10 protein-coding genes and 1 riboswitch are annotated in these 13,364 nt (G+C 29.6%); of the genes, 6 read left to right on the top strand and 4 right to left on the bottom strand.

Annotation, left to right across the window (positions count from 1 at the left end; all coding sequences use genetic code 11):
- Nucleotides 1-391: 391 nt before the first annotated feature.
- On the top strand, nt 392-1,753 hold the full coding sequence (locus IO99_RS07510; RefSeq protein ID WP_035132033.1) for a short-chain fatty acid transporter: 1,362 nt from the start codon (nt 392-394) through the stop codon (nt 1,751-1,753).
- A gap of 193 nt (nt 1,754-1,946) precedes the next feature.
- On the opposite strand, the gene IO99_RS07505 is transcribed toward IO99_RS07510, so the two are convergent.
- From IO99_RS07505 to IO99_RS07490, 4 genes are read right to left on the bottom strand one after another with little or no spacing between them, the layout of a single operon-like run.
- Nucleotides 1,947-2,861 carry a DUF4097 family beta strand repeat-containing protein gene (locus IO99_RS07505; protein WP_035132031.1) on the bottom strand — a complete coding sequence of 305 codons (915 nt, stop codon included), beginning with the start codon at nt 2,859-2,861 and terminating at the stop codon, nt 1,947-1,949.
- 28 nt (nt 2,862-2,889) lie between these two features.
- A complete protein-coding gene (locus tag IO99_RS07500) occupies nt 2,890-3,606 on the bottom strand; it encodes a hypothetical protein (protein WP_035132029.1) in 717 nt (238 codons plus the stop codon).
- 9 nt (nt 3,607-3,615) lie between these two features.
- Nucleotides 3,616-4,383: an ABC transporter ATP-binding protein gene (locus IO99_RS07495; protein WP_242844107.1), complete on the bottom strand. Its 768-nt coding sequence runs from the start codon at nt 4,381-4,383 to the stop codon at nt 3,616-3,618.
- A gap of 2 nt (nt 4,384-4,385) precedes the next feature.
- Entirely contained in the window at nt 4,386-4,751 is a 366-nt protein-coding gene (locus IO99_RS07490) for a GntR family transcriptional regulator (protein ID WP_035132027.1), read from the bottom strand.
- A 393-nt stretch (nt 4,752-5,144) separates the two neighbouring features.
- Here IO99_RS07490 and IO99_RS18365 point away from each other — a divergent pair, with 393 nt between their 5' ends.
- The 5 genes from IO99_RS18365 to IO99_RS07465 all read left to right on the top strand — a co-directional run bounded on the left by IO99_RS18365 (nt 5,145) and on the right by IO99_RS07465 (nt 13,210).
- Entirely contained in the window at nt 5,145-7,562 is a 2,418-nt protein-coding gene (locus IO99_RS18365; protein WP_051823992.1) for a PAS domain S-box protein, read from the top strand.
- Between the two features lie 156 nt (nt 7,563-7,718).
- Nucleotides 7,719-8,288 (top strand): TetR/AcrR family transcriptional regulator, encoded by a 570-nt coding sequence (locus tag IO99_RS07480; RefSeq protein WP_035132024.1) that lies wholly within the window; start codon nt 7,719-7,721, stop codon nt 8,286-8,288.
- Nucleotides 8,289-8,493: 205 nt separating this feature from the next.
- A complete protein-coding gene (locus IO99_RS07475) occupies nt 8,494-10,980 on the top strand; it encodes a YhgE/Pip domain-containing protein (protein WP_035132022.1) in 2,487 nt (828 codons plus the stop codon).
- 69 nt (nt 10,981-11,049) lie between these two features.
- A riboswitch (purine riboswitch) is annotated at nt 11,050-11,151 on the top strand.
- A 137-nt stretch (nt 11,152-11,288) separates the two neighbouring features.
- Complete coding sequence (locus tag IO99_RS07470) at nt 11,289-12,635, top strand: uracil-xanthine permease family protein (protein ID WP_035132019.1); 1,347 nt, start codon at nt 11,289-11,291, stop codon at nt 12,633-12,635.
- On the top strand, nt 12,635-13,210 hold the full coding sequence (locus IO99_RS07465; RefSeq protein WP_035132017.1) for a xanthine phosphoribosyltransferase: 576 nt from the start codon (nt 12,635-12,637) through the stop codon (nt 13,208-13,210). Before IO99_RS07470 ends, IO99_RS07465 begins: the two co-directional genes overlap by 1 nt.
- The last annotated feature ends 154 nt before the right edge of the window (nt 13,211-13,364 follow it).

Genomic DNA, 13,364 nt, shown 5'->3' with positions numbered 1-13,364 from the left:
ATTTAATGGATATTCAATTTTAAAATTTAAGTGGTTATATTGAAAAATATAGTAATAGAATATACTCACTCCATGTATTAATAAAATAAAGAACTATGTATTAAGTTGTATGAAAAAAGTATTATATATGTATTAATAAGTAATAAAATTTAAAAAAAAGTAATATGTATATTTAAAAAATATTGAAAATATGGTATACTAAACATGGATTGGGTATACATGTGTTTAAGTAGAATAATGTTCATGTATAAAAATATGGTACAACCAATATAGTTAAAAATTTAACTATTCAAATGAAAGCAATATAATTGATAGCAACAAATAGCTACATAAAAAATATAACTATTTGCTGATATAAAGAAATCCATATATTTATTAAGGGGGAAAGAAAATGTTTAAAAAATTTACAAATGGTTGCGTTAAATTAGTTCAAAATTACCTACCAGATCCATTTTTATTTTGTATCATTTTAACTTTCATAATCTTTATTTCAGGTGTTTTATTCACAGGACAATCTCCATTATCTATGATTATTCATTGGACAAATGGATTTTGGAGTTTATTAGCATTTGCAATGCAAATGGCATTGGTTCTTGTTTTTGGTCATACCTTAGCTAGTGCACCAGCATTTAAAAAAATCACAAAGAAACTGGCTAGAATACCCAAAACACCAACCCAAGCAATCTTATTAGTTACTTTTGTATCTTCTATAGCATGTATATTAAACTGGGGATTTGGATTAGTTATAGGAGCAATATTTGCAAAAGAACTTGCAAAGGAAGTAGATGGTGTTGACTATAGACTTCTAATAGCTTCAGCTTATTCAGGTTTCTTATTATGGCATGCTGGACTATCAGCATCAATTCCATTAACTCTTGCTACTGGTGGAGAATCTTTAGTTAAAGCTACAGCAGGAGCAGTAAGTGCTGCAGGAGTACCAACTAGTGAGACTATATTTTCAATATTTAATCTAGTTATAGTAGGCGTTTTAGTAGTAACTCTACCACTTATAAATAGAGCAATGCACCCAGATAAGGGCAGTGTTGTAGTTATAGATAAAGGATTATTAGAGGATGAAGAAGTGTTTGTAGAGATGCCAAAAGAAAATATGACTCCAGCTGATAAGTTAGAAAATAGTAAGATAGTTACTTGGTTAATTTCAATAATGGGATTTACCTATATAATATATTATTTTATTACTTCCGGATTTAATTTAAACCTTAACATAGTAAACTTTATATTTTTATTCTTAGGTATTTTGTTACATGGAACTCCTAAGAGATTTATAAATGCTTTAATGGATGGAGCTAAAGGAGCTGGTCCTATATTACTTCAGTTTCCATTTTATGCAGGTATAATGGGAATGATGACAGGAGCAAATGCAGAGGGGATATCTTTAGCTGTGTTAATGTCAAATGTGTTTGTAACTATTTCTAATAAAGTTACATTCCCAATGTTCTCATTTTTAAGTGCAGGATTAGTTAATTTCTTTGTACCATCTGGTGGTGGACAATGGGCTGTACAAGCGCCTATCATGATGCCAGCTGGAGCAAAACTTGGAGTAAGTACGGCTAAAACAGCAATGTCAATTGCTTGGGGAGATGCGTGGACAAATATGATTCAACCATTCTGGGCTTTGCCAGCACTTGGAATAGCAGGTCTAGGAGCAAAGGATATTATGGGATATTGTATAATAGATTTATTATACTCAGGAGTGATAATTGCAGTAGGCCTTACTGTTATAGGTATGTAGAATTATGTTATAAATCTACATACTTAGAATAAATGCTGTCTACAATATAATACAAAGGACTTTTATAAAAATATATAAATAATCTTAAATAAAATATTGAGCATGTACTTTAATATTACGAGGCGTTTTAGCCTTAATAATATAAGTACTTGCTCAATATTTTTTCACACTACGTTATTTTATGATAAATTAGTTAGTTTACAATCAGATTACCTACTCCTACATTTAGATCAAAGGTGTATATATCTTCACCAGAAGTTTTGGCATTTATATCTATGCTACCTATACCAGTAGAAGTAGCTAGCTTTACAGGAGAATTATTTGGAATAGATATAACAGTTTTACCTACACCACCATCATAAGTTAAGTCTCCTCCAACTTCAGCAAAGATAATGGAAAGATTACCTACACCACCATCAATATCTATATCACCACATTTGCTAGAAAGATCTATGGTTGTATTTCCAACTCCTTGTTCAAGCTTTAGATCTTGAAAAACTATATCTTTCAAGGTAAGATTTCCAGCACCACCTTCAACCTTTAATTTATTAATATTTATTCCATTAATAGAAATGTTACCAGCACCACCATGTAATTCTAAATCCTTATTAAAATCTTTAGGAATATTAATAGTAATTTCTCTAGATGTAGATTTATTAAAAAAGCCTAAGTTTATAGAAGAATTTAAACCATGTTCTTTAATGTTGAGGGTATTTCCTATAACATCAATTGTGGTTTTATCTACAAAGGAACTAGATCCCCTGCAAGTTATAGTAAAATCTGAACTATCAACAGAGTTAATATTTACATTAGAAGCATGGATTTCAATATCTATATCTTCTATATTTTTCATAGGAATGGTTTTGGATATGTCTTCATCATAGGTGGTTAAATTTCCATTATTATCAAAGTCATCAAAGTTATTACTAATATCATCTAAATTATCTAGAAAGTCTGTACCTAGATTCCCAAATAATTTATCATTATTAAAATTCACTGAATTACTATTCTTAGGTCGAGATTTCACACCAAACTCTACATTACAACCCACAAGAAGAGTAGTCGTAAGTATTAGAGTAGGAATTATAATAAAAAGTTTCTTCTTCATAAAAAACACCTCTATTTTAATAAATTAATTAAATTATATCTAGTTTTTTGTCTATTCTATTGGCAGCAACTATTTGAAGTATAATTAGGGCTAATATATCTATAATTATTGCAAATATATCTAATTCAATAGCTCCATATTTACCTATGGTCATATACATATAAGGTAAAAAGTATAATATTAAATTAGCTATAAAGGAGTAAATAATATTTCCAACAATACTAGCACCTATTACAGCCAATACACATAAAGCAGTGCTTCTAATATAGGAACCTAGTATTGCGATTAATGCAGTTATAATTAAATAACTTATAATAGTACCTAAGGACATAGATAATGAAATATTAAGAACTATGGATGGAAAATTGCCAGAGTTAACCATAGCACCTAAAGCTACAATTATAGTAATAAAAAGATTTATAAAAATTAATTCTAAAAGATTACCTAGAATAAAATCTATACCAGATATAGGAGTTAAAAATAAAAGTCGCCCATATTCCTTTGATAATTGCATAGAAAATATTATTATATGAGCTATAAAATTTGTAGCGATAAGAATTGAAACAGCTGGTATTAGATCTAACCCTTGAGTGAACTTAGACAAAAATGAACTTGACCCAAGAGCTAAAACTAGAATAATAGCTTCTATTAAATACATAATTCTCAAGGTTCTAAAAGAATATTTAGCTATACTAAAAATATTTTTCATTTTTATTGATTTACTTTTAATTATTTTATTTTCCATAATATTCACCTATTCTGCAAATACCTTTCTATATATTTTGTCTATAGATGTACCGTACTTTATACGTAATTCTTCTGCATCGCCTTTTTCAATTATTGAGCCATCACCTAAAAATATTACTTCATCAAAAATCTGCTCAAGTTCTCCTACATAATGAGTTGTAATTATCATTGAAGCATTACTATCTAAATTATCTATAATTGCATTAATTATCTTATCTCTACTTATAATATCAACTCCAGAAATAGGTTCATCAAGGATATATAAGTTGCAATTTCTACTTAAGGTTAGGCTAAGAGCAACCTTTTCTAACATTCCTTTAGATAATGATTTAAGTTTTGCATCTGTTTGGATATTCATAAATTTTAATAAGCTTAGAGCTTTAGATTCATTAAAATCATAAAAGAAATCTTTATAAAACTTAAGAGCATCATTTACTTTCATCCACTTAAATAGATAATCTTTTTCCTGTAGATATGAAACAAACTGTTTAGTTTCCCTTCCAACTGACATGCCGTTAATAGTTACAGTTCCTAGAGTGGGTTTAAAGAGTCCAGATATAACATTTAACAAGGTTGTTTTTCCTTGACCGTTTGGTCCAAGGATTCCAAGAACTTTACCTTTTTTCAAGTTAAAACTTATTTCATTTAAAATATGCTTAGCTCCAAAATTTTTGGATAGAGTAGTTATTTCTAGTACATTATCACTGAATGTGTTTAAATCAACATTATTTAAAAGTTCATCTTTAGTTACTATGGTAGTTGCGTCATTCTTCAAGATTATTCCTCCTCATACATATTCATAATTAGTTCTAAAATTTCTTCTTTAGAAAACCCTAAGGTTTTACTTTTATGGATAAAATCTCTTAGTAATTCTTTAGAATATTCTTTTCTTAGATTATCTATTATAGCTTCATCCTCTGTTAAAAATTTTCCGATACCCCTTTGAGTATTTATTAATCCTTCATTTTCAAGCTCAGAATAAACTCTTAATATAGTGTTTGGGTTAACTTTGAGTTCACTGGCATAATCCCTAACAGACAATAATCTCTCCCCCTTTTTAAGTTCTCCAGAAACAATTTTCATTTTCATGTAATTTTTTATCTGAATATATATAGGTTCCTTTGAGTTTAATTCTAACTCCATTTCATCACCTCATCTTATCAGTTATAGTGTCTTAATTACATGATACACTAGTACTGATTTAAATGGTATTGTTAAAAAGTGCCATATAATCTGATTAGAGTAAAATAGATGTAAATTACTCTTGTTTTCTCTAATTTATAAGGAAATAAGCAATTTAGAAGATAAAATACTACAAAATAATCCAATATATAATAATTCATGTCATTAATTTGTTACTATATATTGTAATATATTACTTTAAAATGTATAATTGGTAGTGTGAATATACACTTGTAGAGAAATATGGAGATATAATATAAATAAATATACATATATGATAAAAAGTCATAAAAATTAACTTTTATAATAATTTCAGTGCAGTGAAGAAAGATATAATAAAGGAGATGGAAGTTTATGGAGCAGGTTTTTAATAGTCTAGATGAAATGATATTAGTAGTTGATAGTAAAGAAAAAGTTCTATTTGCAAACTCTAAGTTAATAGAACGGTTTGAATTAAATGAAAAAGACTTACAAAAATCTTATAGAGACATAGCTTTACAGCAAGATAGGGATATACTAAGGGAACTTATATGTAATTTTGAAATGTATACTAATAGAGTTATAGAGTATACGCTTTCTTTACAAGGGTTAGGCAAAATTCACTGTGATGTAAATGTTAACAAAGGAATGTGGTGCGGAGAATCAGCTTTTTTTGTTACGTTAAAAGAAAAAGAAATATATAGTAAAAGAAATTTAGAAATACTTCTAGACAAGCTACCCTATAGCATGTGGATGAAGGATGTTGAGGGCAAATATATATATGCAAATACTCAATATGTAAAAAACTTGGATGTTGATAAGGAGAGGGTTATAGGATCTTATGACTGGAACTTTTGTGATGAAGACCTATGTGATTATTCAAGTGAAACAGATCATGAAGTAATTATTGATAAAAGACCAATACTATATGAAAGAGCAATTCATAATTCAGAAGGTGATATGTGGCTTGAAACTTATAAGGCTCCAATATTAGACCAATATGGAGAAGTAAAGTATATAATTGGTGTTTCAAGAGATATAACTTTTAACAAGAAGATAGAATCAGAATTGTTAGATAGTCATAAGCAATTTTATGCTTTAAGTGAAGTAGTAAGCAATGGTTATAATGAAAGTAGTGGAAGATTTGATAATTTAAAAGAAGATATTATCCAAAAACTAGGTGCAGATGCTATAAATATATGGGCCTATGATGATAAGGCAGGTAAACTTAATTGTAAATGTTATCTAGGAAAATATAATGAAATAGATATTGACAATATAGAGTTTCCAATAACCTATGAAGAATTGGATAGATTATTTATAGAAGAGGGTGGCGAGGGATTAAAGCCACTGTGCGAAAGAAAAAATTATCCTAATAAAGACATATTAGAAAAAAAAGGTGTAAAATTTGTTGGAATATATAAACTTGAATATAATAATAGAATTATCGGTGTAATGAGTTTCTTATATAGTGAAATCGATGATAAAAAACTAAATAGCCATAATTTTATAAAAGTATTGTGTAATCAAATCGCAGTAATAATAAAAAATGATATTTTATCTAAAGAGATTAAATTAGAACTTAAAAAACGTATGGAAACAGAAAGTGAGCTACAGTTATTTTTAGACACTGCTATTGATTTGATGGTTATAATTGGAGAAAACGGAAACCATAGAAAGTTAAATTCAGGGTGGGAAAAGACCTTAGGATGGAGCAAAGAGGAACTTTTAAAGATGAAGTGGACAGATATAATTCACCCAGAGGATTTAGAATTAAAGAACGAATTTATTAAAAGGTTAAAAACAGAAGAAAAGATAATGAGTTTTAAGACAAGACTTATGTGCAAAAATGGAGATTCAAAGTGGATTCAATGGAATAGTAGATATTTAAAAAGTAGAGGAATATCTATATGTACAGGTAAGGATGTAACAGAGCAGCATCAACTAGAAGAGCAAAGAAAAAATTATGAAGAAGCAATAAAATTAGAGAAAATTAAAGGTGAGTTTTTCTCAAATATATCTCATGAATTTAAAACTCCTTTAAATATTATTCTTACAACTATGCAACTGATAAATAGTAATATAGAAAAAGAGCGTATTCATGCTGATAAAGGTGTGGCTTTAAAAAGATACATGAATTCTATTAAACAAAATTCTTATAGATTATTAAGGCTTGTTAATAATCTAATAGATATAACTAAGATAGATGCAGGATATTATAAATTACAACTTGAAAATCATAATATTGTTAATGTAGTAGAAGATATCACCATTTCTGTAGCTCAGTATGTGGAAAATAAAGGAATTGAATTGATATTTGATACAGAAATTGAAGAAGAAATAATTGCTTGTGATCCAGACAAAATTGAGAGAATAATGCTTAATTTATTATCCAATGCAATTAAGTATACAAAGGTAAATGGAAGAATTGAAGTATATTTAGGTATTGATGATGGAAAAGTCTTTATATCAGTTATGGATAATGGAGAAGGAATAGAAAATGAAAAGGTAAATTTGGTATTTAATAGATTTATTCAAGCAGATGATACTTCAGAAAGAAGATATGAAGGTAGTGGAATTGGATTATCACTGGTTAAATCCTTAATTGAAATGCATGGTGGTAGCATTAATGTGACAAGCAAGGTTGGTGAAGGTACTAAATTTACATTTTATCTTCCAATAAGGATTGTAGAAATGGAGGAGGGTGAAAAAGACCATGTGCCTCATAAAAGTGAAATGATAAGTTCAAAGGTAGAAAAATGTAATATAGAATTTTCGGACATATACAATTAATGTGACTCCTAAAATCATTATTGGAAATTTTATTTTAGTTTATTATTTAGTAGTATATAAATATTATGATATAATAATGTTTATATTACTAAAAGATAAAATATAAATTATAAGGAGTTGTGTTGCTTCATATCATGATAGATAGAAGCGTATATTATGAATAAGACTAGAAAAATTATTTTTGAGGCCGCAATAAAAGTATTTTCAAGCAATGGTTACGAGAGTGCCACTATGGATGAAGTAGCAAGCGAAGCTGGAGTTGCAAAGGGAACTTTATATTATCACTTTAAAAGTAAAGAGGAATTATTTTATTTTGTCGTACAGACAGGAATTGATTTAATAAACAGTGAAGTTGAAGAATCCATAAAAGAAATAAGTGATCCTATAGAAAGATTGAAGGAATCTGCTAGGGTTCAGTTAAAATATGTGTATATTAATAAGGATTTATTTAGAGTAATAATGAGTCAGGTATGGGGACAAAAGGAACGTCATGAAGAAATAAGAGAGCAGGTAATGAACTTAATTAATATGAATTCTAAATTTTTAGAAGGAATTACAAAGAGTAGAAATATTTCTGACGAAGATTCAGATATATTAAGTTACTGCTTTATAGGGGTATTATTTTCATCTGCACTCTATGAAATTATAAATAATGATAATTATAATCATGATGAAGTAGTAGAAAAATTTATGGATTACATTAACTATGACATAAGATTATCTTGAGATATGAAATATAAATAAAAAATAATATACAATTTTAATAGAAGAGTTTTCTAACTAGGAGAATAGCAAGTTAGAGAGCTCTTTTTTAATATTTTTGAAAAGGATAACAGTAAAAATATTCTTTAATAATATTGACTAGTCAGTGCAAAAATAGTATATATATAATATTGACTGTAAAGTATAAAAAATTAAAGAAGGTGATAGTGTGAACTTTTTAAAAATTGCCGGTAAGGATATAAAAAGCATTTTTAAGAACAGATTCATAAGAGTATCGGTTATTGCAATTATTATAGTACCATTACTATACTCACTGTTGTACTTAGATGCATTTTGGGATCCTTATGCACGAATTCAAGACATGACCATAGCTGTAGTTAATGAGGATGGTGGTGCCTTACTTGATGGTAAAGAGGTAAACTACGGTGAGGACATTGTAGAAAACTTAAAGGGAAATGAAGAGGTTGGCTGGGATTTTACTAGCAATGATAAAGCCAATGAAGGTTTAGAAAAACAAGGGTATTATGCTAAATTTGTAATTCCAGAAGATTTTTCAAAAAGTGTTGTGGCTGCAAAAGAAGGTAAGCCTCAAGTAGCAGATTTACAATTTGTTTGTAACGAAAAGAAAAACTTTTTAGCAGCTCAAATCAATTCACAGGTTGAAAAATTACTAAAAGAAGAAATTGTAGGAACAATTTCAAACAACTATGTCACTGTTGCTTTTGATAAGTTATATGAAGCAAAAGATGGATTTATAAAGGCAGCTGATGGAAGTGAAAAACTTTATAATGGAATTGGTGAACTAAATGAAAAGGTACCTATGCTAGCGGAAGGTGCTAATAAACTTGGAGATGGTTCAGCACAATTAAAAGATGGACAAGGTGCTCTTAACTCTGGAATAAAGTCAATAAATAATGGCTTATCAGAAGTGAATAGTAAGGTGCCAACTTTAGGTTCAGGTGTAGAAAAGCTATATAATGGTTCGCAAGAATTAAAAAGTGGACTAGGAACTGCAGCAAATGGATCAAATGCATTAACAGCGGGAAGTGAAAGTCTTTATAGTGCATTTGGTAATACAATTTATCCAGCTATAAATTCACTTAAAAATGGAGCTAATGAGCTAAATGGTGCATTAAAAGCTGGAGAAAGTAGTATAAAAACATTAAAAGAAGGTGGAGAAGGCTTAAAAACTGCTAGCGGTAATGTTGCGGAGGCTGCAAAAGGCATAAATAATGGATACCAATCAGTTAAAGGTGGAGTTGACCAGCTTATAAGTGGTGTTAATACATCTTCAGTAGCAATGAAGGATATATCTAAAGATATTATAACAGCGGTTAAATCAAATCCAGAAGTAGCAAAAGATCCAAATATTCAAGCAGCACTTGTAAAGATACAAGCTTTAAACGAATCAACTAGTGAAACACCAAAGCAGATACAAGGATTGCAAGCAGGAACTAAGATGTTTGGTGATAAATTAGGTGAGTTTAATGGTGCTGTAAATATGTACACTGGTAAGGTTAATGAATTTGCAACTGGAACAATAGCTTTAACCGATAATGTAAATAAAGTTAGTGAAGGGGTAAGTAAAATCAGTGGAGGATTAAATTCTTTAGAAGCTGGACTTGATGAAAATAATACTGGTTCCTTTGGAGCAGGATTAAAATCAGTATCAGACAATATGGCTGCTTTAAGTTCAGGTATTAATAAGTTAAGTAGTGGATCTGGTGAAATAAATGGGGGGCTTGGGCAGTTAAGAAGCAATGTTCCAGCTTTAAGTGGTGGAATACAAGCTTTATATAATGGTTCAAATCAATTAGTAGATGGTTCTAATGCACTAGTAGATGGACAAAACAAGTTAAATGATGGAGTGTTAGAGTTAACAGGAAAAGTACCACAATTAGAAGATGGGGTAGATAAGTTATATAAAGGATCAAATGAGCTTGCAACTGCTTTAAAAGATGGTGCAGGAGAGATGAAATCCGGACTTAAAAATTCCTCTAAGGAAATGGGTGACTTTGTATCAGCTCCAATAAATATGAAAAATGAACCAATAAATAAAGTGCCTAACTATGGAACAGGTTTTGCACCATACTTTATATCGCTATCTTTATGGATAGGTGCAATAATGATGTTCTTCGTTATCTCAGCTAAAACTGATGATGATGCTAATTTATCCAAGTTTGATAAAGTTATAGGTAAATACTTATCCTTTGGATTTATAGGTTTATTACAAGCATTACTTGTAAGTGCAGTTGTAATGGGACTAGGATTAACTCCAACAAGTACAGGTATGTATTTTGCATCCATAGTATTCTTATCATTGGTATTTATAGCAATAATTCAATGTTTAATATCCCTATTTGGAGATGCAGGAAGACTTTTAGGAATAGTATTATTAATACTTCAGCTAACAGCTTGTGCAGGTACATTCCCGTTAGAGATAGTACCTAAATTCTTTAAAGTGATTAATCCATATATGCCATTTACTTATAGTGTAGAATTATTAAGAGAAGTTATTTCAGCCAATACAATTAATTATGGAATAGTCGGAAAAGATTTCTTAATCCTTGGAATTGTTCTTCTTGTATTTTTAGCAATATCAATAGTATTTAAAAATGCAGGGGAAAATCTACAAAATATAATTGAAGGAAGAAAAGAAAAATCAGTGGAAAATATAAAAGAACAATCAATGTAACAGTAAACTTATTATTACAAATAATCCTAACAATAGCTGGTTGTAAAATATAAATGTTCGTGTTATAATGACAATACAATTGGTAAGACTCGTATATAATCGGTAATATGGTCCGAAAGTTTCTACCTGCAAACCATAAATTTGCAGACTACGGGGAGTTGTATTTTATTATAACTATAGGCATTATAGTGATGAATCACAGCACCTCAATTTTTATTGAGGTGCTTTTATTTTTTGATTTAAATAAATCTAAGGAAGTAGCTAACCCTTAGATAAAATTAAAACAATATCTAAAAGGAGATGAACTTATGAATAATGAAGAACTATTAACTAATGATATTGAATTAACTTATGGTGTTGATGATAACCCAACTTTAGTTAAAAAGATATTATTTGGTTTACAGCATATATTTGCAGCTTTTGGAGGGATAGTAGTAGTGCCTCTAGTAATAGCAAGTGCATTAGGATTTGATGCAAAAATAACTACAACATTAATAAGTGCAACAATTTTAGCTTCTGGTATTGCAACCATAATTCAAGCTAGAGGTTTCGGAGTTATAGGTTCAAGGGTTGCTTGTATCATGGGTACAGACTTTACCTTCGTTTCACCAGCTATTTCAGTGGGAACAGTACTTGGACTTCCAGGAATAATTGGAGCTACTATTTTAGGAGCATTCTTTGAAATTATTTTAAGTTACTTTATTAAACCTCTTATGAAATTATTTCCGCCAATAGTTACGGGAACAGTGGTATGTTTGATTGGACTTACATTATTACCAGTATCTATTGATTGGGCTGCGGGTGGAGTTGGAGCTGCAGATTATGGTAGTATTAAGAATTTATCAATAGCCATGTTTGTTTTAATTTTTACCTTGATTTTAAATAGATATGGAAAAGGTATGGTTAGTAGTGCATCTATTTTAATTGGGATGGTTGCGGGATATATAATTTGTATTCCTTTAGACTTAGTGAGTTTTACAGCTATTAAAGAAGCTAGTTGGATTTCCTTCCCTAAAATATTTGAATATGGAGTGACCTTTGATATAAAAGCTGTAATTGCATTTATTCCAGCTTATTTTGTAACTACTATAGAAACTGTTGGATGTCTTAAGGCTATTGGAGAAACTTCTCAGATACACATGGATGAAAAACGTGTGGGTGCTGGTGTATTGGCAGATGGTATAGGAAGTATGTTAGGTGGAGTAGTAGGTTCTTTCCCAAATACTACCTTTAGCCAAAATGTAGGATTAATAGCATTAACAAAGGTAGCAAGCAAACACGTTGCAGTTATGGCAGGAATAATTATGGTGATTTTAGGTTTCTTACCTAAACTAGCAGGTCTAATAAGTGGAATACCACAACCAGTTCTTGGTGGAGTTGGAATAGTAATGTTTGGAACTGTTGCAGCAGCAGGAATAAAGACTTTAAGTAGAGTAAGACTTACTGAAAGAAATCTACTTATAATAGCTACATCTATAGCTTTAGGTCTTGGAGTTACCTTTAGGCCAGATGTTATAGCACAATTACCAGAAGGATTAAAGATGATTTTCTCATCAGGAATATCTACAGGAACTATAACTGCTTTAATATTAAATTTAGTATTAAAAGAAGATAAAGTAGAGAAAATAATAGTAGAAAAAAGTGAGGTGGCATAATGGAAACTTTAAAAAATCGTATATTAAAAGATGGACATGCGTTAAATGAATCTGTATTAAAGGTTGATTCTTTCTTAAACCATGGAGTAGATGCTAAATTAATGCAGGAAATAGGAACAACATTTAAAGAACATTTTGAAAACCATGGAATAACTAAAATCTTTACCATTGAAAGTTCAGGGATAGCTCCTACAGTTATGACCGCACTTCAAATGGAATTACCAATGGTAACACTAAAGAAACAAACATCTAAGATTTTAAGTGGAGATGTATATCAAACTACAGTACATTCTTTTACTAAAGCTGTAGATTATGAGTTAACTTTATCAAAGAAATTTATATCACCAGAGGATAATATACTTATAATAGATGATTTCTTAGCCTATGGAGAAGCAGCACAAGGCGCTATAAGATTGGTAGAAGAAGCTGGAGCAAAGGTTGCAGGAATTGGAATAGTCATAGAAAAATCCTTCCAACCAGGTCGTAAAAATCTTGAAGATAAAGGTTATGAAGTATATTCACTAGCAAGAGTAAGTAAGCTTGGTAAAGATATTATAGAATTTGTAGAAGAATAATAAAAAAGGTGTATGGGCACCTTTTTTATTTTGTAATACGCTAGTAGCTATATTGCATATTCATGAATCTCGCAAACCCGCACTATGACAACAACTATTTAACTATTTAACTAGTTTTATATATGAATAGTTTCATATATAAATATATATATAT

Origin of the sequence: Clostridium sulfidigenes (assembly GCF_000732635.1) — a bacterium.
Classification (GTDB): Bacteria; Bacillota; Clostridia; order Clostridiales; family Clostridiaceae; genus Clostridium_J; species Clostridium_J sulfidigenes.
The sequence above is the reverse complement of the archived record's forward strand: the minus strand, read 5'-3'. Positions and strand labels throughout refer to the sequence as shown.